The organism is Halococcoides cellulosivorans (assembly GCF_003058365.1).
Classification (GTDB): Archaea; Halobacteriota; Halobacteria; order Halobacteriales; family Haloarculaceae; genus Halococcoides; species Halococcoides cellulosivorans.
Genome location: NZ_CP028858.1, coordinates 1,969,510 through 1,987,951 on the forward strand (window position 1 = coordinate 1,969,510; position 18,442 = coordinate 1,987,951).

General features: G+C 66.8%; 25 protein-coding genes. 9 read left to right on the forward strand and 16 right to left on the reverse strand.

The features are described 5' to 3' along the window. Nucleotides 1-14: 14 nt before the first annotated feature. The 6 genes from HARCEL1_RS09815 to HARCEL1_RS09840 form a co-directional block, all read right to left on the reverse strand. Nucleotides 15-1,064: a methionine synthase gene (locus tag HARCEL1_RS09815; protein ID WP_108382967.1), complete on the reverse strand. Its 1,050-nt coding sequence runs from the start codon at nt 1,062-1,064 to the stop codon at nt 15-17. Continuing rightward, nucleotides 1,061-2,038 (reverse strand): 5-methyltetrahydropteroyltriglutamate--homocysteine methyltransferase, encoded by a 978-nt coding sequence (locus HARCEL1_RS09820; RefSeq protein WP_108382969.1) that lies wholly within the window; start codon nt 2,036-2,038, stop codon nt 1,061-1,063. The genes HARCEL1_RS09815 and HARCEL1_RS09820 overlap by 4 nt, the downstream gene beginning before the upstream one ends. 93 nt (nt 2,039-2,131) lie before the next feature. Continuing rightward, complete coding sequence (locus tag HARCEL1_RS09825) at nt 2,132-2,467, reverse strand: type II toxin-antitoxin system PemK/MazF family toxin (protein ID WP_108382971.1); 336 nt, start codon at nt 2,465-2,467, stop codon at nt 2,132-2,134. Continuing rightward, nucleotides 2,468-2,815, reverse strand: a complete 348-nt coding sequence (locus tag HARCEL1_RS09830; protein ID WP_108382973.1) for a MarR family transcriptional regulator — start codon at nt 2,813-2,815, stop codon at nt 2,468-2,470. It lies immediately after the preceding gene. Between the two features lie 253 nt (nt 2,816-3,068). Beyond that, nucleotides 3,069-3,554 (reverse strand): hypothetical protein, encoded by a 486-nt coding sequence (locus tag HARCEL1_RS09835; RefSeq protein ID WP_108382976.1) that lies wholly within the window; start codon nt 3,552-3,554, stop codon nt 3,069-3,071. Beyond that, nucleotides 3,554-3,847 (reverse strand): UPF0175 family protein, encoded by a 294-nt coding sequence (locus HARCEL1_RS09840; RefSeq protein WP_108382979.1) that lies wholly within the window; start codon nt 3,845-3,847, stop codon nt 3,554-3,556. The genes HARCEL1_RS09835 and HARCEL1_RS09840 overlap by 1 nt, the downstream gene beginning before the upstream one ends. Nucleotides 3,848-3,986: 139 nt before the next feature. Here HARCEL1_RS09840 and HARCEL1_RS09845 point away from each other — a divergent pair, with 139 nt between their 5' ends. Then, nucleotides 3,987-4,352 carry a hypothetical protein gene (locus HARCEL1_RS09845; protein ID WP_108382981.1) on the forward strand — a complete coding sequence of 122 codons (366 nt, stop codon included), beginning with the start codon at nt 3,987-3,989 and terminating at the stop codon, nt 4,350-4,352. Next, the gene (locus HARCEL1_RS09850) at nt 4,349-4,921 is read left to right on the forward strand and encodes a hypothetical protein (protein WP_108382983.1); all 573 of its coding nucleotides are present in this window, start codon (nt 4,349-4,351) and stop codon (nt 4,919-4,921) included. The genes HARCEL1_RS09845 and HARCEL1_RS09850 overlap by 4 nt, the downstream gene beginning before the upstream one ends. A 9-nt stretch (nt 4,922-4,930) precedes the next feature. Here the strand turns inward: HARCEL1_RS09850 and HARCEL1_RS09855 are convergent, their stop codons facing one another. Beyond that, on the reverse strand, nt 4,931-7,660 hold the full coding sequence (locus HARCEL1_RS09855; RefSeq protein WP_108382986.1) for an ATP-dependent helicase: 2,730 nt from the start codon (nt 7,658-7,660) through the stop codon (nt 4,931-4,933). A 126-nt stretch (nt 7,661-7,786) separates the two neighbouring features. On the opposite strand from HARCEL1_RS09855, the gene HARCEL1_RS13370 reads away from it, so the two are divergent. The 4 genes from HARCEL1_RS13370 to HARCEL1_RS09880 are packed head-to-tail and all read left to right on the forward strand — an operon-like array spanning nt 7,787 to nt 10,353. After that, nucleotides 7,787-8,206: a DUF5791 family protein gene (locus HARCEL1_RS13370; protein WP_159077081.1), complete on the forward strand. Its 420-nt coding sequence runs from the start codon at nt 7,787-7,789 to the stop codon at nt 8,204-8,206. Continuing rightward, entirely contained in the window at nt 8,206-9,090 is an 885-nt protein-coding gene (locus HARCEL1_RS09870; protein ID WP_108384220.1) for an NAD(P)H-binding protein, read from the forward strand. Before HARCEL1_RS13370 ends, HARCEL1_RS09870 begins: the two co-directional genes overlap by 1 nt. Nucleotides 9,091-9,127: 37 nt before the next feature. Next, complete coding sequence (locus HARCEL1_RS09875; protein ID WP_108382992.1) at nt 9,128-9,502, forward strand: cupin domain-containing protein; 375 nt, start codon at nt 9,128-9,130, stop codon at nt 9,500-9,502. A gap of 26 nt (nt 9,503-9,528) precedes the next feature. After that, a complete protein-coding gene (locus HARCEL1_RS09880; protein WP_108382994.1) occupies nt 9,529-10,353 on the forward strand; it encodes a DUF7537 family lipoprotein in 825 nt (274 codons plus the stop codon). 21 nt (nt 10,354-10,374) lie between these two features. Here HARCEL1_RS09880 and ftsY read toward each other — a convergent pair whose 3' ends face one another. The 3 genes from ftsY to rpl18a are packed head-to-tail and all read right to left on the reverse strand — an operon-like array spanning nt 10,375 to nt 12,236. Further along, nucleotides 10,375-11,583: a signal recognition particle-docking protein FtsY gene (gene ftsY / locus HARCEL1_RS09885; protein WP_108382996.1), complete on the reverse strand. Its 1,209-nt coding sequence runs from the start codon at nt 11,581-11,583 to the stop codon at nt 10,375-10,377. A gap of 3 nt (nt 11,584-11,586) precedes the next feature. Then, complete coding sequence (gene pfdA / locus HARCEL1_RS09890) at nt 11,587-12,057, reverse strand: prefoldin subunit alpha (RefSeq protein ID WP_108382998.1); 471 nt, start codon at nt 12,055-12,057, stop codon at nt 11,587-11,589. Next, complete coding sequence (rpl18a, locus tag HARCEL1_RS09895; RefSeq protein ID WP_108383000.1) at nt 12,054-12,236, reverse strand: 50S ribosomal protein L18Ae; 183 nt, start codon at nt 12,234-12,236, stop codon at nt 12,054-12,056. The genes pfdA and rpl18a overlap by 4 nt, the downstream gene beginning before the upstream one ends. 293 nt (nt 12,237-12,529) lie before the next feature. Between rpl18a and HARCEL1_RS09900 the strand changes: the two genes are divergently transcribed. Beyond that, nucleotides 12,530-12,985, forward strand: a complete 456-nt coding sequence (locus tag HARCEL1_RS09900; RefSeq protein WP_108383002.1) for a DUF5814 domain-containing protein — start codon at nt 12,530-12,532, stop codon at nt 12,983-12,985. Nucleotides 12,986-13,010: 25 nt separating this feature from the next. Here the strand turns inward: HARCEL1_RS09900 and HARCEL1_RS09905 are convergent, their stop codons facing one another. From HARCEL1_RS09905 to HARCEL1_RS09915, 3 genes are all read right to left on the reverse strand, one after another. Continuing rightward, nucleotides 13,011-13,418: a CopG family transcriptional regulator gene (locus HARCEL1_RS09905; protein ID WP_108383004.1), complete on the reverse strand. Its 408-nt coding sequence runs from the start codon at nt 13,416-13,418 to the stop codon at nt 13,011-13,013. A 107-nt stretch (nt 13,419-13,525) separates the two neighbouring features. Further along, a complete protein-coding gene (locus tag HARCEL1_RS09910; protein WP_108383006.1) occupies nt 13,526-14,119 on the reverse strand; it encodes an RPA family protein in 594 nt (197 codons plus the stop codon). Beyond that, nucleotides 14,116-15,045, reverse strand: coding sequence for a replication factor A (locus HARCEL1_RS09915; RefSeq protein ID WP_108383008.1), 930 nt, complete (start codon nt 15,043-15,045; stop codon nt 14,116-14,118). Before HARCEL1_RS09915 ends, HARCEL1_RS09910 begins: the two co-directional genes overlap by 4 nt. Before the next feature lie 228 nt (nt 15,046-15,273). Between HARCEL1_RS09915 and HARCEL1_RS09920 the strand changes: the two genes are divergently transcribed. Together HARCEL1_RS09920 and HARCEL1_RS09925 are read left to right on the forward strand one after the other, a co-directional pair. Further along, nucleotides 15,274-15,555 (forward strand): DUF7091 family protein, encoded by a 282-nt coding sequence (locus HARCEL1_RS09920; protein WP_108383010.1) that lies wholly within the window; start codon nt 15,274-15,276, stop codon nt 15,553-15,555. A gap of 46 nt (nt 15,556-15,601) precedes the next feature. Further along, a complete protein-coding gene (locus HARCEL1_RS09925) occupies nt 15,602-15,808 on the forward strand; it encodes a hypothetical protein (RefSeq protein ID WP_108383013.1) in 207 nt (68 codons plus the stop codon). Nucleotides 15,809-15,871: 63 nt separating this feature from the next. Here HARCEL1_RS09925 and HARCEL1_RS09930 read toward each other — a convergent pair whose 3' ends face one another. The 3 genes from HARCEL1_RS09930 to HARCEL1_RS09940 all read right to left on the reverse strand — a co-directional run bounded on the left by HARCEL1_RS09930 (nt 15,872) and on the right by HARCEL1_RS09940 (nt 18,277). Next, nucleotides 15,872-16,330, reverse strand: coding sequence for a TRAM domain-containing protein (locus HARCEL1_RS09930; RefSeq protein WP_108383016.1), 459 nt, complete (start codon nt 16,328-16,330; stop codon nt 15,872-15,874). A gap of 51 nt (nt 16,331-16,381) precedes the next feature. Beyond that, complete coding sequence (locus HARCEL1_RS09935) at nt 16,382-17,368, reverse strand: radical SAM protein (protein WP_108383019.1); 987 nt, start codon at nt 17,366-17,368, stop codon at nt 16,382-16,384. Nucleotides 17,369-17,431: 63 nt separating this feature from the next. After that, nucleotides 17,432-18,277, reverse strand: a complete 846-nt coding sequence (locus HARCEL1_RS09940) for a CheF family chemotaxis protein (protein WP_108383022.1) — start codon at nt 18,275-18,277, stop codon at nt 17,432-17,434. Nucleotides 18,278-18,442 lie beyond the last annotated feature (165 nt).

Sequence of the window (18,442 nt, forward strand, 5' to 3'; positions counted from 1 at the left end):
GGTAAGCCGGCGACTCAGTGCTGAACGGTGTCGATCCGACCCGCGTCCAGATCCGCCTCGACCGATCGGGCCGCTTCGACCATGTTCGCCATCTTCTGGTAGGCGACGTCGCGATCGAGCAGTTTCAGGCCACAGTCGGGTGAGACCGTCAGGCGCTCGGGCGGGACGACCTCGAGGCCTTTGCGGATGTTGGCCTCGATCTGATCGACCGATTCGACCGTCGCGTCGTGAACGTCGAGGACGCCCAGCGCGAGGTCTTTCTCGAAAGTGGGCTCTTTGAACACGTCGATCTGCTCGAAGTCGCCGTTCGCGAGTTCGAGGTCGAACTCCTCGACCGGATAATCGAGAATCTCGGGGTAGATCCGCGAGTAATCGCCATAACAGACGTGCAGACCCAGGCGGACGTCCTCGGGCACGTCTGCGACCACGTGGTCGAGGGCTTCGCCGACGATGGCGTGGTCGTCGGGCGTCGTCGCGAGCGCGGGTTCGTCGATCTGGATGTAGCGCGCGCCGGCGTCGACCAGATCGAGGATCTCCTCGTTGACGAGGTCCGCGAGCGCGTAGGTCAGTTCCTCCTCAGAGCCGTAGTGTTCGTCGAAACTCCAGGAGGCGAGCGTGTACGGGCCCGTGATCGGGACCTTCACCGGTGAGTCGGTGACCGACGCCGTGAACTCGTACTCCTCGCGGAGCCAGGGCTCGTCGTAGGCGACCCGGTCCACGACGGAGGGCTTGTCGAAGTAGTTGTGCCCCCAGACCTTGACGCGGCCGTTGAACTCGTAGCCCTCGATTCGCTCGGCGAAGAATTCGACCATCTCGTTGCGGCGCATCTCGCCGTCGCTGACGACGTCCAGTCCCGCGCGGTCGTGTTCCTGGGTGATCAGGCGCGCGGCGTCGTCGAGTGATTCCTGCCAGTCCGACTCGTCGAAGTCCGCCTCGGGGTCTTCGTACAGCTCGCGGGCGCGGTCGTGCCAGGTCGGTTTGGGATGGGAGCCCACGATGGTCGTCAGCAGGAAATGCTCGTTCGGGTGATCGTCGGGTCGGAACTGTGCGCGTGTGTCAGTCATTGCTCGACCTCCGCTGGGGCCGCGGCGAGTGCATCCAGTTTCGCTTCGAACTTATTGTCCGGTAGATAGAACAGCTCGGTGTTCGCCGTCGCGATCACCGTCTCGGGGCTCGCGGCGCTTAGCGCGTCTTCGACGGTCGTCGCGATCCCTGCAGGCGACTCGACGAGGGTGTTCTGCCCGTCGACCGCGCCGACGGCGAGGGTGTCGGGCGCGCCGAATTGGGCGAGACGGTCGAGTGCGGCGTCAGCCGAGGTGACGAAATCCAGGCCGACGCCGTCGGCGACCTCGGTGAGACCGGGGTAGGTGTCGGCGTCGGGGACGCCCCAATAGGACTGGACGATCGTTTCCTCGGCTGCGCCGGCGACCTGTTCGATCGCGTCGAGCGTGCGGTCGATCGCGTCGGGCGGATCGACGGCGAGCGAGGGTTCCGCGAGCACGAGCGAGTCGATCGCCGGGAACTGCTCGATCTCGGCGACGAGCAGGTCGGCGATCGCCGCGAGGTACTCGCCCGCGTCGCCATAGTACTCGTCGGTCCCCAGGTCGGCCAGCGAGTACGGGCCGGGCAGGACCGCCTGGAGCGATCCATCGGCGTCCACGGCCGCAGCGGCTGCGTCGAGTTCGGCCGCGACGTCCCCGCTCGCCTGGAGGTCCTCGACCACGACCGGGTCGCGATAGAAGTTGTTGTTGTCGTAGTACCGCACGATCCCGCGGGTTTCGACACCCGCGGCCTGGGTCAGCGGGTGGGCGAGCATGTCGTCCCACCGCGCCTGGCCCTCGACGATCCGATCGAGGCCCGCCGATTCCTGGCGCTCGACGACCGCCGCGCGCACCTCGTCGTAGACGTCGACGATCGCGTCGCTCTCGGTGCCGTCGATCAGATCCGCCTTCTGGTGGCCTTTCAGCTCCGAGAGGTCGTCTTTCGCCCAGTCGGGCAGGGGATACAGTCCGAGCGTCGCCGCCTCGCATACTGTCATTACTGCGGCTTGGCCATGCCGGGCTTTAATATTTACCACTGCGTCGTATGTTCGTGAGTAATTCTCAGGGCGGGCCCCGGTGACGTCCCCGCGTCAGTCCGAGTGGACTCGCGTCAGTGCTCGAATCCGATCGGCGACCCGATGCATCGTCGTCGTATCGAGTTGGGCGACGCGTTTCGTGATCTCCTGGTGGGGCAAGACATGCAGTGACCAGGGTCTCACGAAACTCGGGTAGGTCTTCAGTCCGCCGTCGGAGATGGACCCTCGCTCGATCGGAACCGCCTCGGGGCGTTCGGTCGAGGTGACGACGGCAACGGTGTAGCGATTGCCGTAGAACGGTCGCTCGCGGTTCGAAACGACGAGATACGGCCGGCGACCCGATTTGAACGTGGCCGGGCCGATAACGACGCTGCCCTGTGCGTACGCCATCTATGCATTTTCACCGAGGTCCGGCGCGTCGACGGCCCACTCGTCGTCGTAGGCGTCGTCACCGTACTCCTCGGCGACGGTCGACAGCGAGACGACTGTCGCCATTCGTGACGCACCGACATCGTCGGCGACCGCCCAGTACGAATCGACCTTCCGAACGAGGCCCCGATCACGCAGTCGAGAGAGCGTCTTGTGGACACTCGCGTGCGGCACGTCGGTCAACTCCGCGAGTTCCTTCGGCGCGAACCCCATCTCGGGATGATCGAGTAGGACCCCCAGCAGCGCCTCGGCATTGGTATCGGGAGAGACTGGTGGCGCGTCGGCAGCGTCGTCGATTCTGATCGGCATGTCCCTGTTTGTCAGCGTTCGTCTGCGATCGTCATAACGATTGTGTCGTGCGGCCACAGTCAGCGGCCTGCGGCGTCGACATGAGTCGAACGACCGACACCTGCGACGATTGTGGTGCGTGCCTCGATAACGAGTACGACCTCACAGAGAAAGCGGGACAGTGCGCGCGCTGAACCTGTGCGGTCTGTCAGACGACGGTCCCAGAGGTCGTCGCCGAGCGGATCGACCACCAGCACCAGCGCCCGGCGTGAACTCAGTCCCCGAGTTCGCGGAGTTTCTTCTGTACCTGCGAGTAGACCGTCGGGTGGAGGTTCATCCCCTCGTTGACGAGGTCGTACAGGAGATCGGTCGCCTCGGTCGCCGTCAGATCGCCCGCTTTGGTCGCGCTGAGTAACAGCGTCGTCACCCACCAACAGTCGATGCCGTGGCTCCGGGCGACTGCGATCAATCCCTTGTCGTTGGCGAGGAGAACCTCCTCGTCCTCGGCCAGCAGGATGACCGACGCGTCGGCAACCGCGATGCCCTCCATCGATGCGATTTCCTCGGCCTCGGCCGGTGTGTCGTGGACGGCCACGTCTGCCAGAAACGCCTCCAGGGCCGCCGTGCCCCGTTTCCCCTCCGTGAGGACCTCGTCTCGAACGTCCTCGGTCGTGCGACAGTCCTCGAAGGTCGTCACGACGAGGTCGAGTCGGCCGACCCACGCGAGCGGAATCAGCGCGGATGAGTCGAGAACGACCATCAGATGCGGTCGAGGTCGCGCTCGAGGTCGTCGGTCGTGTACCCCACGTCGATCCCCTCCTCGGCGGCAAGCGTCAGCATCTCGACGAGCGAGACGTCCGCGCGCTCCGCGGCCGTCCGGAGTGTGACGCTATGCTCGCGGAGTTGATCCAGCGCTCGCTCCCTGCGCCAGTCGTCGAGCCCCTGTCGAATGAGTCGGCGAAGCACCTCCGACCGGTCGGCACTCTGTGCGTCCTCGAGTGCGGCGAGTGCCTCCTCGTCGTCTTCTGGAATGCGCGTGGTGACCGTCTTCATCGTTACAATCCATTACGTTACGATACGCAATAGATGTAACGGACGGCGACGCTCCAGAACCATACTGAATGTGGTCTGGACGGCCATTCGCGGAAATTGACGACCACATTTATTCGTGTGTAGATCCTACACATCTACGATGACCGAGGGCCGCACGAGAGTCGACTTCAACGCGCCGACATCGCTCGTCGATCGGGCCGACGGCGCGGCGGAGTTGCTCGACGTCTCCCGGACGCAACTGCTCGTCGAGGCACTGGAAGACCGTCTCGCTGACCTCGCCGGAGACGAACAGTTCCGCCACCGCCTGGCCGAGGCCTACTACGACGGCCGCGTCGACTACGACACGGTCGAGGACATCCTCGGGACCGAAGAGGCAATGGGACTCCAGGTCCTGCGTGCGTCGCTCGATCGAGACCCCCCAGTCCCGCGGCTGGACGAGGTTCCGACCGACGAGGAGTTCTACGACGGACCGGTCCCAGAATGGGCTCCCGACGACGAACGATGACGGCGACGGGGCTGACCGAGCCGACGATCGTCGTCGATACGAACGTCCTGCTCAACCTGGCGACGCCGGTGGTCGACGCCAGCGACCGCGCTGCGTCCGGCGACGATCCGTTGAAGACAGTCCTCAGTGCATACGACGTGCACGTTCCTGACGTGGTTCTCGGGGAAGTGACTGACGCCTCGACGGGGTCCGATCCCCTCTCGACGGCCGCGACTGCCGTCCTCTGGGCGTCCGAGCATCTCACGACCCACGCCATCGACGAGCGTATCGGCGCACCGCTCGATTACGGCCTCGATACTGGAGAATCGTACGCGATCTGGCTGGCCAACGATCTGGATGCAGCGATGTTCGTCACTGACGAATTTGGGCGCTCGAACTATCTCTTCGTCGCCCTGGCACTCGACGATCGCAACACGTTGTTCACGACGCCGCACGTGCTCTGCACGCTCGGTCGCGACGGCGTGATCGACTCCCAGTACGTCGATGCCGTCCTGACATACTACGAAGAACGGAAGGGGTGGGACGGTGCGTTTCTCGATCAGTTGCGCGAGCGATATCTGCGGGTCTGAACACCGAGATTACTCCACTGCTTCCCCCTCGATTTCCGCCATGACGCGCTCGTGAAAGTCCTGTAACACGGCGGACTCGTCTTCGGCGAGCACCACGTCGCTGGCCGAGAGCGTCGCCAGGCCAAAGGCTCGCGGTGTCGGTGAGTCCACCCGGTGGCTCACCACCTCGATGTCGCCAGCCTCGATCGCTGCGAGCACGCCTTCGATGCCCGCGACGTCGAGTTTGTCCTCTGCGATCTCCCGGTAGGTCTCCTCCATGACGGCGAAGTTCGGCAACTCCTGGGCGAAGTCGATCAGCATCTCGGCGTCGACCTGCTGTTGGCTCGCGGACTTGGAGTGGCCCTTGTAGTTCCGGAGGATCATCAGCGCGCGCGTCGCGTTGATCCGGAAATACCGCTGGAGCAGATCCGTGCCGTCGAGGGCATCGCGGAGATCTTCGCGGACGGTCTCGGGATCGAGGCCCTCGAGGAGGTTCACGGGGTCGACCTTGCGATTCAGCGGCATCGAGAGCACGAACCCGTTGTCGGCGACCGCGACCTGGACGTTCGCGTCGGCGGCGTCGGCGATCCGATCCGCGAGCAAGCGCGACAGGCCGTCGTTGAACCGCCGGCCGTAGATCGAGTGGACGTAGTACCGCCGTTCGTAGTCCTCGCGGTCTTGCTCGTGTTCGATGACGATCCGGTCGGGCGTCGCGAGACTCTCGGGGCCCGCGAAGCGAAGTTGCTGATCGAACAGTTGGGTGAGTGCGCGGACCGCATTTTCCGTCATGGGAAACTCGCGGAGCCACTGTCGCAGCGCGGGCATTCCAGCGCGGTCGTGATGATCGATGATTTCGCGTTGGATCGCGAGGATCTCCCGTCCGAGGTCCCGGGACAGGGGCAGACGCTCGGAGTACCACGACGGCACCGTCGGGCGCGCACTCGATCGATCGACGTACACCTTCGTCCCCCGGCGATAGCTGTACTCGTAGCGATCACCACCGAGGACGAACACGTCGCCCGGATCGAGCGTGTCGAGATACGCCTCGTCGAGGTGGCCCACCCAGGTGTCCGACCCGCGGAGGACGACCGTACACGAGAAACTGTCGGGGATGGTCCCGACGTTGGTCATGTAGATGACCCGCGCCATCCGCCCGCGCTTCCCGATCAGCGGTTCGCCCACCGGGTACTCCTCGTAGTGGTGTTGCCCATCGGGGGCGTCGTTCGTGTCCCGCCAGACTTTCGGGTAGACGTCCCGGTCTTCGAGGCCCTCGTAGTCGGCGGTGAGATAGGCCATCAGCGACTCGTAGTCGTCGTCTCCGTACCCCCGATAGGGGTCGGCTTTGGTGAGGATCGCGCGGACCTCGCTCTCGGGCCGGGGCCCGTTGATCGCCATGCCGTAGACGTGCTGGGCGGCGACGTCGTGGGCGTTCTCGGGGACGAACACGCGATCGACGAACCCCTCGCTCGCGCGCTCGACCATGACCGCGAGTTCGACCAGATCGTCGCGATCGAGTGCGATCGCGCGCCCGGTGACGGTCTCGCCGAGTTGGTGGCCCGCACGCCCGACCCGCTGGAGCAAGGCGGCGACCCGCTTCGGTGAGCCCAACTGGACGACCAGATCGACGTGGGGCATGTCGATGCCCAACTCGAGGCTGGTGGAAGTCGTCACCACGCTAATATCGCCCGCCTTGAGTTTCGACTCGATGCGTTCGCGGCGCTCGCGATCCAGACTGCCGTGGTGACAGCCACTCGTCTCCTCGTCGTAGGCGTCGTAGCGCTGGCGAAGGCGGTGGAGGACGCGTTCGGCTCCCGAACGGGTGTTCGTGAAGACGATGGTGTTCTCGTGGGCCTGAATCATCGCGTGGAGGTCCTCGTACAGCGCGTCGGTGACCGCCCCGGGTCCGGTTCCGATCAGATCGTCGACGGGCACGTCGAGTTCGAGGTCCAGATCGCGCGCGAAGCGGGCGTCGACGATGTCGTACTCGCGGGCGGGCCCGCCCGGGCGCTCCCGCCCGACCAGGAACTCGGCCATCCGATCCAGCGGTTCGACCGTCGCCGAACAGCCGATCCGGGTGGGCGACTCGTCGGCGAGCGCTTCGAGGCGTTCGAGTGAGACCGCGAGATGCGTGCCGCGTTTGTTGTCCGCGAGGCTGTGAATCTCGTCGACGACGACGTACTCGACGGTGCGAAGCTTCTCGCGGAACTTCGGGGAGTTGAGCAAGATCGCGAGCGTCTCGGGCGTCGTATTCAGGATGTGGGGGGTCTCTTCGAGCATCTGCTGGCGCTCGTGGTCGGGCGTGTCGCCGTGGCGGATCGCGTGCCGGACGGTGACGTCCTCCCCGGCGTCGGCCAGCCGATCGGTCACGCCCTCCAGCGGCGTCGCGAGATTCCGGTGGACGTCGTTGGCGAGCGCTTTCAGCGGCGAGACGTAGAGTGCGTGGACGCTGTTCGAGAGCTCCTCGGCCCGAGCGCGCTCGAAGAGGTCGTCGAGGATCGCCGCGAACGCGGCCTGGGTCTTCCCGCTCCCGGTCGGCGCACAGATGAGGGCGTTCGTCCCGTCGTCGATCAGCGGGATGGCTTCCTTCTGCGGGGGCGTGAAAAACCCGCCGTTCTGGGGGACGAACGCGCCGAACTGATCGACCCACCACTCGCGCAGTGGTGACTGGAACCGATCGAGGACGTCGCTATCATCGATCGCGATCGACTCGGAATCGAACTCGACGGCGCGTGCGGCCAGCAACTCGCGTCCGGTCGTCATCGAATAGCCGAGGTTCGCTCTCGGCGACCTTCTGTGTTTGGCAGGGGGGGCTGTTCGGGCCGCCCGACCTGCGGCCAGGCCCGCCGGGGGAGACAGACCCAAGCCGCCGACGGCCCAGTCGACTGTATGCACACCGACGCGATCGACGACGCCGAGTCCCGGGCGCATATCCTCGACGCCTGGACCGACGGGGCCCGCGACGCACTCGCCGACGCCGGGGCCGCGGCCGTCCGGGAGGCGACCGACGCCGACGCCGTGACCCTCGACGCGATCCAGGCGGGCGAGATCGAGCCGATTCCACTGGAGACCGTCGCGGGCGTGCTCGCCTGTGACCCCGACCAGCCAGACGCCGACGTGATCGCCGCCGAGGCGCGCGATCGACTGCTGCTGGGGATGACACGCGCGGTCCTCGACGTCGATCGGCTGGCGGCGCTGGTCGAGACCGATCGGACCGCGACCGAACTCCAGCAGGCCATCGAAGGGCGAGCCGAACTCCCGATGGGCGAGTTCGCGAGTTTGCGCGCGGCGATCGCCCGGGAATCGTGATCGACAGCGTCGCGATTCTGGGCTGTGGATGGGTCGGCTGTGAACTCGGGCGCATCCTCGCGGGGCGGGTCCGGGCGGTCGGCGTTCGTCGCTCCGACGCCGGCCTGGAGCGCGTCCGCGGAGCCGGGATCGACGCCGTCCAGGCGGATCTGACCGACGCCGACAGCCTGGCGCGCGTCCCCGACGTCGAAGCGCTCGTCGTCGCCGCGACGCCCGACGATCGGACGGCGGCGGCCGCACGCAGGCTGCACGTCGACGGCCTCCGGACGGCGATCGACCACTTTTCCGGGCGCGAAGCCCCACCCGATCGGCTCGTCTACGTCTCCTCGACCGGCGTGTACGGCGATCACGGCGGCGACTGGGTCGACGAATCGACCGAAATCGACCCGCCGACCGCGAAACTCGAGGCGATCGCAACCGCCGAGCGGATCACTCGCGAGCGCAGCGGCGCAATCGACGGCACCGTCGCCCGGTTCGGCGGGCTCTACGGGCCAGAACGCTATCGAATGGCCCGCTACGTCGAGGGGCCAGTCACCGCGGGCTGGCTCAACTCGATCCACCGCGACGACGCTGCGGGCGCGATCGCCCACCTCATCGCGACCGACGCCCGGCCCGACATCGTCAACGTCGTCGACGGATCGCCGGTCGAGAAACACCGCTTCGCGGACTGGTTGGCCGAGCAGTGTGGTCGGCCCCAACCCCCGAAACGAAGCGTCGCCGAGCGCATCGACGCGCTCGACGACCCGAACGGTGATCGCGGGGCGCGAATCCGCGCCCAGAAACGCGTCGCGGGAGATCGACTCCGATCACTTGGGTTTCGCCCGCGCTGCCCCTCCGCACGGGCCGGGTTCGCCGCGGCGGTCGCCGCCGGGAACTGTCCCTGATCGCGGCGCTCTTTTCGATGCCGTGCGACCGACCGGCATGGGCTACGCACAGATCGATCCGGCGGATCTCGCGGCGACCGACGACTTTTCGTGCGACCGACGCTCGATCGACGAGGCCGTCGGACTCGACGCGCTCGCGCTAACGGTGTACACGATCGCACCCGGCGAATCGCTGGCGCGATCGTACCATCGCCACGCGACCCGCGAAGAGGCGTTCTACGTGCTCGACGGCGCGTTGACCGTCGAGACCGCCGAGGGCGAGCGGACCGTCCCTGCCGGCGAGGTGTTCGTCGCGGAGGCCGACAGTCCACATCGGCCGTACAACCCCGCGAGCGCGAGCGATCCGGTGCGCGTGCTCGCCGCGGGCGCGCCACGATCGGATCCAGGACTGCCCGCCGACCGCCCGGAGTGAAGTGGGTCCGGGTCCAACCCCCACCGATGGACCGGTATCGGGCGACAGTGGTCACGACCGCCCTCGTCGTCGCACTGGCGGGCTGTTCGCTGCCGAGCGATGCGCCGACCGACACCGTCACGCCGGTCGATATCGGCTCGACGGACCCGCCCGGCGTCTCCACCCGGACCGACAGCGTCGACGCCGAGGCGTTGCTCGACGCTCACGAGCGCGCCCTCGCGAATCGATCGTTCGCCCTGCGAGTGAACCGGACCGAGCGGCAGCACGGCGAGACCGTCGGCACGCTCGGGGTCGACGCGGGGTTCGGCGCGGCTGACGGGGAGTACCGAATGGACGTTCGGGCCAGCGGCCGATTGACGGCGTACGCCTGGGCCCAGCGCTCGCGATACTGGGCCGGCGACGGCCAGTCGGTCGTCGTCCGCGAGTACAACCAGACGACGCTGTATCATCAAACCGAGCCGGCACGGTGGGCGCTCCCGATCGAGTCGACGCGCCGCTCGCGGATTGCGGGCGCGCTCGCGGACCTCACCGTGACGAGTATCGAGCCCCAGGCCAGCGGCGTCCGGATCGAAGCACGCGCCGATCCCGCCGGCGACGGCGTGACCGACTTCTGGTCGGCACCCACGGTTCGATCGGCGACGCTCGTCCTCGACGTGTCGAACGCCGGCCTGATTCGTGCGATCGACCTGGAGTACACGCTCGTCGAGAGCGACGGCGACCGCATCCAGATTCGAGAGACGACGCAGATCGACGGCGTCGGATCGACGACCGTCGGCCGCCCGGCGTGGGTCGAGACTGCGCTCCCGAACGCCTCGTCAGCCACGCCCGACCGCGATCGGCCGGGCTACTGAGGTCGGGACCGCCGGCCGAACCTACTCACCGACGAGATCGTCGGCCATGGCTTCGGGGTCGAACGCCTCCAGGTCGTCGTACCCCTGCCCGGTGCCCAAAAAGAGGATCGGCCGGCCGGTCACCTGTGCGATCGAGATGGCCGCGCCGCCCTGAGCGTCGGCGTCGGCTTTCGTGAGCACCGTCCCGTCGATGGCGGCGGCGTCGTCGAACTCCCGCGCGCGATTCACGGCGTCTTGCCCGGCGACCGCCTCGTCGACGAACAGCGTCAGGTCGGGCTCGACGACGCGGTCGATCTTTTCGAGTTGGGCCATCAGATCGTCGCTCGTGTGGAGTCGACCGGCGGTGTCGCCCAACACGACGTCGACGTCGTGGGCGTCGGCGTACTCGACGGCGTCGTAGATCACCGCGGCGGGATCGCTGCCCTGCTCGTGGTGGATGCACTCGACGTCGAGCGCCTCCGCGTGCTCGATGAGTTGCTCGTTCGCGCCCGCGCGAAACGTGTCGCCGTTGGCGACGACCGACGAGTAGCCCGCCCGGTCGAGATACCGGACGAGTTTCGCGATGGTCGTGGTCTTCCCGACGCCGTTGACACCCGTAAAGACGACCACGGCGGGGTCGTCGCCGGCCTCGATCGCCTCGATGAAGTCCAGATCGCCAACGTCGAGCGTGTCGTAGAGTGCCTCCCGGAGTGCATCCCGCGCCAGATCGCCCGTACTCGACAGTCGACGGCGCGTCTCACCGAGCAGCGTCGCTTCGACGCGGTCGATGATGCGCTCGGCGACCGACAGCTCGACGTCGCTCGCGAGGAGGGCGAACTCCAGGTCGTCGAGGTGGCCTGCGAGGTCGTCCTCGTCGACGACGGTCTTGCCACTGGCGAACAGTTTGGCCCGTTCGGTCAGGCCGCGACCGTCGTCGGCCTCGGCGTCGGAGTCCGCCTCGACTGACGTCTCGGCGTCCGCTCCAGTTTCGGCGTCCGCACCGTCCGCGTCTTCGGCCCGATCGGCGTCCGTAGCGGCCGGGGTTTCGGCACCGTCGTCGTCCGGCGCGGTCTCGGCGTCGGCAGCTGCCGACGCGTCGGCCTCTGACGGTGGCGACGGCTCCTCGTCAGCGGACGCTTCGGTCGGTGGGGCGTCGGCGTCCTCGGCCGCGGCGTCGGCGTCAGGCTCCTCGATGTCGTCGTCGACGTCCTCGGTAAAGGAGGACAGACGGTCTTTGAGCCCGTCGAACATCGGCTATTCGTCGTTTTCGGAGGCCTGCTGTTGTTGCATCTGCTGTTGCATCTGCTGTTGTTGCATCTGCTGTTGCATCTGCTGGGCGCGCTGTTCGAGTTCCTGACTCTCCTCGTCGAGCGCGTCGATGTCGTCGTTGAGGTCGTCGATCCGGGCGTCGTGGGCGTCCTGTTTGAGTTCGAGCGTCTCGACGGCGCCGTCGGCGTCGCGCTCGGCGGCGTAGCCGTCACCGATCTCGACGACGATCTCCTCGATGTCCTCGATGGTCGCGCGGACGTACGCGCCCCCGCCGAGCGGGACCTGCACGGACTCGTCGGTGTCCAGGGACTCGATCGCCTCGATGGCGTCGTCGATGTCGCCCTGTTCCTCGCGGTGGGCCTGGATCTCCGTGCGGATGGTGTTCTGCTCGGATTCGATCTCCTCGATGGCCTCGACGAGTTGCTGGAGCTGCTGGCGGCCCTGACCCTGGCTCATTGTGCGGCCTCCTCGACGGTGTCGACGGTCATCTCCGTCCGTTTGAGGCCGTGTCGCGACCCCATCGTCGCGAACGCGCGCTCGGTCGCGACATCGGCGTTGGGCGCGTCGATTGCTGTCTCGAACGAGCGGTCGCCCGCTCGGTCCTCGTAGGTTCCTGCGACTGTGTACGTTCCCATGTCCGAACGGGGGGCCGGATCGCGGAAGAATCTTCTCATCCAGCCCTGGACTCGCTGGGCCAACCGTCACGAAAAAATCGAGGTCCGGGTGCGGGAATTGAACCCGCCTCTGAGCCCCCACAAGGCTCAAGGATGCCACTACCCCAACCCGGACGCGCTGAGGCATTCGTTCGTATTCCAGCGCGGGGCAAATAGGTTTCGACACGACACCGCGAGCGCACGGCGCCACCGTGGCCGGGACCTGTCCCGGCCGATCCCGAGGCGCTTTTTGTCGTCCCGGCCCGAGGACGGGTGTGGCGATCACCGACCGCATCCAGCTGAAAAATCACCGCCAGATCCAGTCACAGCTGGAGACGTCGATCCCCAAGCGCGCGTTCGCTGGGGCGACTCTCGACGCGTTCTACGCCCGCGAGGGGCTCGCAGAGGTCGACGATGCGACGCGCGACCGCCTCGAAGCGTTCGCAGAGGACTTTCTGGTCTGTGACTGTGAAGGCGCACCCCACTGTGGCTGTGGCGAGCGGGCCTTCGTCGAGTACCTGCTGGACCTGCGCGCGAGCGGCCTGGGTCCGGACGCCATCGTCGACGTGATGGAAGACGACTACATGCTCACGGCCTACAGCGGCGACGTGCTCGGATTCCTCGACGAGAGTGTCCGCACGCTCGAAGCGGTCTCGGCACTCGCAGACGTCGACGGTCGCGACGAGGTCGCGGACGCGGCCCGATCACGACGCGACGATCTCGTGGGGTGAGGACGGCCGAGCACCACCGCGCCAATCAAAACGGCGTGTCGTCGAGGTCCGTCTCGATGCGGTAGGCCGATCCCTCGTCGCCCGCGTCGAGGTCTTCGAGGTGGACCACGTCGTCGGTGCCCTCTTCCAACTGCGCGACGTAGCGTTTGTACTCTTCGAGTTGCTCGCGGAGGTGATCGGCTTCGAGTTCGAGGCGTTCGTGCTCGCGGATGAACCGCTTCGGCACCTCGACTTTCGGTGGGAAGGAACCGTCGACCTCGCTCGCGTCTCCCTCGGAAACGACCTCGACCTGTCCGTCGTGGTCGACGAGTTTGTCGACGTAGTCCCGAAACATCGCAGACAGCGAGAGGTCCCGAGACTCCGCGATCTCCCGCAGGGCCTCGAACTTCGCCTCGCTGACCCGAAAGGAGATCGTCTTGTTCTTGTTGCCCATCGCTACGAGAATGTCGTCGTCCTCGCACTTAACGGTTCGTCAGACACGCTGCCCTCGGGGAGTTCGATCCTCGTCGAAGTGACGAAGTACGGGAACAGGGGAGCGCCCTACGCCGGCGCAGTCGCGTCTTCGGTGTCGAGATTCTCCAGCGCTTCGACGACCGCCCGGCGGTAGTTCTCGATCGGCCCCTCGTACTCCTCGCGGGCCATCCGAACGTACTCGTCTCCGGCGGCGGTCTCGTAGTGTTCGATCCGGTCGAGCGTGCGCTGGGCGGTCTCGATCACCCACCGGTCGCGCGTCCCCTCGTCGACCTCGGTGATCGACTCCGGCCGGACGGAGACGTTGACCGTCCCGTCGTCGGTCTCGAAGGTGCGGGGTTTACCGACGACGGCGACGTACGCCGGCGGTTCGATGTCGCGCAGCACGCTCGCGGCGTCTGGCTGGTATTGGCCGGCGTAGACGAAGAAGGGGTCGCCGTTCGGGTCGACGACCCGGCCCTGCCAGTACTCGCTGTCCTGGCCGACGTCTTCGGTCTCGGTGAGCGTCCCGACGATGAAGACGCGGTTCGAGCGCTGGCCCGTCGGGAGGAGTGCATAGACGGGAGCGCGGTCGTCGTCCGATTCCTTGAACGTGACCGTGGCGTCGTTGAACTCCGTGGCGAAGACGCGGCGCGCGACTTCGCGAGTGGGCGTAGTGCTCATTGCATCGACCTCGCTTGGACCAGCACGTCGTCGGCTGTCCCGGGGGCACCCAGGCGTTCGAACGCATCGACCAGGAGATACCGTCCGATCGTCGGGCCCTCGACGTGGTAGTACCGCCCGAGCACGTCGGCGGCCATCTCCTCGACGACGACCGACGTATCGAGGGCGTCCATCGCCATGTCCTGGGCCTCGTCGAGCGTGATGCCGGTCAACTCCTCGGTGGCCTCCCGATCGAACAGGACTTCGCTGACGGTCTCGCCGTCGTCGAGGACGCCCTTGATCCGCAGGTCGAACGTGCCCTCGACTTCGCCGTGTTCGGAACACCGGCCGTTCTGGAGGACGCGCGTGCAGTCCTCGTCGGGACAGCGCTTGATCAGACCGCTCCCCGACTGGACGTCGACCATCGCGCCCTCGACGGTCTCGCTATCGTCGCCGACCTCGATCTCCTCGTCGATGGCTTCGATCGTCGTCGTCCGATTGAGTTTGACCGAGAATCGGCCCTCGTACTCGTCGGTGACGACGTTGCTGAGTTCGTAACACGCGTCTTCCTCGAGGTCCTGAAGCTCGGATTTCGCCCACTTGGTGAACTTGATCGTCCCCGTTTCGTCACCGAGGAGGCCGACCTGGGCGACCGAATCGCTCCGGGGCTCCCAGAGGTCGGCCACGCGGACGCGCATGTCGACCCACTCTTCGGGGGCGTCGACGTCCGCGACCGTGACGGACTCGTTGCCGCTGTAGAGGTCCTCGTCGTCGAGGTCCGCCTCGTCGCGATAACTACTCTCGACGCTCCGACGGGCCTCCTCGACGGGCACCGAGTACTCTTCGACGAGTGTTTCGAGACGCTGTTCGATCTCGTCGACGTCGAGATCGAGCGCGTCGGCAAATCGCTCCTGAATCGCCTCTGCCTGGGTGCGCAAATCGGTCATGGGTTGGTGTCTCCACTCTGTTTTTCCCGGGAGACAGACGGGCTTGGAGACGGGTGTTCAAAAAGGTCGGCCATCACCGGAGTGGAAGTGTGCGTCGCGCCGTCAGGGGCGACGGAAAATACGCGTCGCGCCGCGAGGGGTGGCGGAACGCGCGCCACGCCGTTCGACCAGCAGCGAGACCCCGCCGGCGTCGAGAGGTCTTTCCCGCTCGGGCGGGTAGGCCCGCCGATGGGAGCGTTGCCCGACTGGCTCCGCGAACACGCTCGCTCGGCGGGCCGCCGTCTCGAAGAGACGCGGCGGGCGTTCGAGGAGGGCCAGGAGCGCTCACGGCAAAACCGCCCCGACGCCGAGCGGATCGGCCTGGTCTGTCGGCGCCACGCCGAGCGCCGCGAGGTCGACCTCGACGGTGCAGGGCGACCCGCGTGTTTCGAGGCGGGCCACCCGGACTGTGAGGGCTGTCTGGCCGACCTCGACGCGGGCCGCCTGGAGCGATGGAGTCCCGAGGACTGAGTCCCCGATCGGTCGATTTATCCGGGCGTTCGACGACGCTGCACACATGGCCAGGATCGACCAGTACGTCGACGACCGACTCGGCATCTACAGCGTCCTCGTCGGCGTGTTTCTCGTTCTCACTGCGCTCGGAACGCTCGCCGGACAGCCCTGGAACACCGACCCGACGGTCGTGATCACGCTGATCCGTCTCGTCGGCGTGGTCGCGGTCCTCGGTATCGGGACCGGCCTCCTCTGGCTCGCCGGGCAGTGACGCTGCGAACGAGACGCTCCAACCCCCGATTTCGAGCGACGGAAAATACCGGCAGTCGGCCGCCTACGAGCCCCAGAAGTTGTCGCGACTGCCGAGTCGGGTCCCCTCTTCGACGGACTCGTCGGTCGTGTCCGCGTCGGAATCGCTGATCTGGTCACCGTCGTCCGCGTCGTCGGCCTCGTCGGCGTCGAGTTCGAGGCGCTCGACCTCTTCGGCGCGAGCGTGATTCGAATGGACGTTCGTGATTCGGACGCGAGATCTGGCCTCGGGCAGCACGCCGTCGATGAGGACGATGAATCCGTCCTCGGTTCGACCGACGCCCGCACCGCTTTCGTGGATGTCTTCGACGTCGACGACGACTTCCTCACCGAGCTGGACCGGCTGGGACTTGAGATCGCTGATGGGCTGATTGAAATGCTTGCACCATTCGGCCCCACCCCGGTCGCCGTAGTGCTGGCAGCCCATGCCCTCGATCCGCTCGGTGTACTGCGGGCAGTCGTCGGCGAGCGGGCACTCCGCCATGGTATCAACGATAGCTCAGGCGGGCAGTAAACGTTTGCGCCTTGGCCCGGTCTACAGCGGCGTGCGCTCGACGACCGGGCGCTCGACGGTCGGATGGACCTCGACGATCGCGCCCCCAGGGAGGTCGCCGTCCGCGACCATCTCTTCGAGCAGCCACCACGCGATCGCGACGTGATCGTCGTCGACGGCGTAGAACTCCGCGGGCACGCCCAGTTCCTGGAGGCGTTCCGGCTCCGCTGCGGTCCGCCCGACCACGATCGTTCCGTCGTCGGTCACTTCCTCGAACGGACGGCTGACGCGCTCGGCGGTGCGTTTCATCCGGTTGCGGTGCTGGGCCGCGTCTTTGAACTGGCTGGTACACGCGAAGACCACGTCGTGGTCGCGATACCGGTCGAGGACCGATTCGAGGCCCTCGACGCGGTTGCCCTCGTCGGCAACACTGTGTCCCTGCGCGCGCATCGCGGCGGCGTTGCCGGCGCTGACCTCGAACTCGTTGACGTTGACGAACTCCGCAGGGCCGTCGGTACAGAGGTCGATGAATTCTGGTTCGTACTCGATGCCGGGAATCTCGAAGCCGGGACGCAGGCCCGCTCGGCGAGCCTGTTCGAGGGCCGCCTCCCAGGGACCGCCACGCAACTCGCCCCACACGTCGATCGGCGGGTGAAATCGAATCTCGTCGAGGCCCGCGTTGGCGAGGCGCTCGAAGGACTCCCGATCGCCCGTCTCGCCGGTGTAGAGGTGAACGTAGTGGTTGGGGCCGCGTTCCGTGACCAGCGCGTCGATGTACTCGGTGGTCCGATCGAGCACCGAGAGCGGTTCGCCCCCGGTCACGGCCGTCCCGAGCGCGTCCATGCGTTCGGCGGCCGCGAGCACGTCCGCGACCGACTCGACCCGTCGTTCGTTCGCGAACGCATGTTCGGCAGTCCGGCGCTCGGCGCCCAGCGGGCAGTAAAAGCAGCCACGATTGGGACACCGACCGGTGACGAACAGGGTCAGCACGGCCCCACGCGCACACCGTCGACAGCCCTCCGAATGCACGGTCGTCGGTCGGGCGTCCGCACACAAGAGTCGTCCGGACGCTCTCGGGCCCGGAGAATCGCGTCACTCCTCGTTCATCGCCTGACTCGCGAGATTCCGCCCCGTCCCGTTGAGCGCGACCTCCGTGCGGGTGCGGACCTCGTCGACGGCGCCCTTCTCCAGCAAGTCCTGATAGATCGATTCGACCTCGTCGACTGTGATCCCGACGAAATCGGCCATCTCGAAGGGCGCGACACCCGAATACAGCGCCATCAACACCTGTTTTTCGTGATCGGTCAACGCGGCGTCGTCGCCGTCTGCGAACGCCGCCCGACAGAGCGCGCCCAGGATCGAGGTGTGCCGCGACGTCCCGGAGACCTGCGTCTCGATCCGGCGGTCGTCGTCGGTGTACGCCACGGCGAGCACGGGGCGGGTCTCGCCCTGGACCGTCTCTTCGCGGTCTTCGACGCCCTCGATGGCGTCGACGGGGATCACCTCCCGATCGCCACCGGGAAACTGCAGCGTCAGGGTCTCGGCCTCGACGGCGAGTTTGGCCTTCGAATAGGTGGTGTCGTCCTGGACGACCCCACCGATCACCGCTCGCGGCCGGGCGAGCAACACCGTCCCGTCGAGGTTCGCGCGGTAGTACCGCTCGGGAAAGTCGTCGACGTCCGTCGCCTCGATCGCGACCAGCGACTCACCGACCGAGAGGACGAGCGTCTCTCGATCGTCGACGACGTCGGGTATCGTCTCGGGGGCGCGCACTTTCGCGTGCGGGAGCGCCGTCGAGGACTCCCCGCGATCGAGTACGATCCGTTTCGAGGTGAGGACGACCTGGCAGGACCGCCAGGACGGCGCCGTCGTGGCGGACGGATCGACACGGCAGTAGTCGCCCGCCGATTCGAGGATCCGCCGTTCGTCCTCGCTCATCCGCTCGCAAACTACGTCCCGTCCGTTGAAATACGTTCCCGCCAGGGTGGCCGCCCGCGGCTCGCGGCGCGTGCTGGTGGCGGCCACGCCTCAGAGGGACCCCGTCGACGGGGGCCGACCCGATCTGGCCCAGAAGATTCAGCATTGAGATCGATTCCCCGGTCC

What these genes read in the sequence shown, in the direction of transcription:
- HARCEL1_RS09815 (WP_108382967.1), bottom strand. Translation starts at nt 1,064, where the DNA reads ATGACTGACACACGCGCACAGTTCCGACCCGACGATCACCCGAACGAG.
- HARCEL1_RS09820 (WP_108382969.1), bottom strand. Translation starts at nt 2,038, where the DNA reads ATGACAGTATGCGAGGCGGCGACGCTCGGACTGTATCCCCTGCCCGAC.
- HARCEL1_RS09825 (WP_108382971.1), bottom strand. Translation starts at nt 2,467, where the DNA reads ATGGCGTACGCACAGGGCAGCGTCGTTATCGGCCCGGCCACGTTCAAA.
- HARCEL1_RS09830 (WP_108382973.1), bottom strand. Translation starts at nt 2,815, where the DNA reads ATGCCGATCAGAATCGACGACGCTGCCGACGCGCCACCAGTCTCTCCC.
- HARCEL1_RS09835 (WP_108382976.1), bottom strand. Translation starts at nt 3,554, where the DNA reads ATGGTCGTTCTCGACTCATCCGCGCTGATTCCGCTCGCGTGGGTCGGC.
- HARCEL1_RS09840 (WP_108382979.1), bottom strand. Translation starts at nt 3,847, where the DNA reads ATGAAGACGGTCACCACGCGCATTCCAGAAGACGACGAGGAGGCACTC.
- HARCEL1_RS09845 (WP_108382981.1), top strand. Translation starts at nt 3,987, where the DNA reads ATGACCGAGGGCCGCACGAGAGTCGACTTCAACGCGCCGACATCGCTC.
- HARCEL1_RS09850 (WP_108382983.1), top strand. Translation starts at nt 4,349, where the DNA reads ATGACGGCGACGGGGCTGACCGAGCCGACGATCGTCGTCGATACGAAC.
- HARCEL1_RS09855 (WP_108382986.1), bottom strand. Translation starts at nt 7,660, where the DNA reads ATGACGACCGGACGCGAGTTGCTGGCCGCACGCGCCGTCGAGTTCGAT.
- HARCEL1_RS13370 (WP_159077081.1), top strand. Translation starts at nt 7,787, where the DNA reads ATGCACACCGACGCGATCGACGACGCCGAGTCCCGGGCGCATATCCTC.
- HARCEL1_RS09875 (WP_108382992.1), top strand. Translation starts at nt 9,128, where the DNA reads ATGGGCTACGCACAGATCGATCCGGCGGATCTCGCGGCGACCGACGAC.
- HARCEL1_RS09880 (WP_108382994.1), top strand. Translation starts at nt 9,529, where the DNA reads ATGGACCGGTATCGGGCGACAGTGGTCACGACCGCCCTCGTCGTCGCA.
- ftsY (WP_108382996.1), bottom strand. Translation starts at nt 11,583, where the DNA reads ATGTTCGACGGGCTCAAAGACCGTCTGTCCTCCTTTACCGAGGACGTC.
- pfdA (WP_108382998.1), bottom strand. Translation starts at nt 12,057, where the DNA reads ATGAGCCAGGGTCAGGGCCGCCAGCAGCTCCAGCAACTCGTCGAGGCC.
- rpl18a (WP_108383000.1), bottom strand. Translation starts at nt 12,236, where the DNA reads ATGGGAACGTACACAGTCGCAGGAACCTACGAGGACCGAGCGGGCGAC.
- HARCEL1_RS09905 (WP_108383004.1), bottom strand. Translation starts at nt 13,418, where the DNA reads ATGGGCAACAAGAACAAGACGATCTCCTTTCGGGTCAGCGAGGCGAAG.
- HARCEL1_RS09910 (WP_108383006.1), bottom strand. Translation starts at nt 14,119, where the DNA reads ATGAGCACTACGCCCACTCGCGAAGTCGCGCGCCGCGTCTTCGCCACG.
- HARCEL1_RS09915 (WP_108383008.1), bottom strand. Translation starts at nt 15,045, where the DNA reads ATGACCGATTTGCGCACCCAGGCAGAGGCGATTCAGGAGCGATTTGCC.
- HARCEL1_RS09920 (WP_108383010.1), top strand. Translation starts at nt 15,274, where the DNA reads ATGGGAGCGTTGCCCGACTGGCTCCGCGAACACGCTCGCTCGGCGGGC.
- HARCEL1_RS09925 (WP_108383013.1), top strand. Translation starts at nt 15,602, where the DNA reads ATGGCCAGGATCGACCAGTACGTCGACGACCGACTCGGCATCTACAGC.
- HARCEL1_RS09930 (WP_108383016.1), bottom strand. Translation starts at nt 16,330, where the DNA reads ATGGCGGAGTGCCCGCTCGCCGACGACTGCCCGCAGTACACCGAGCGG.
- HARCEL1_RS09940 (WP_108383022.1), bottom strand. Translation starts at nt 18,277, where the DNA reads ATGAGCGAGGACGAACGGCGGATCCTCGAATCGGCGGGCGACTACTGC.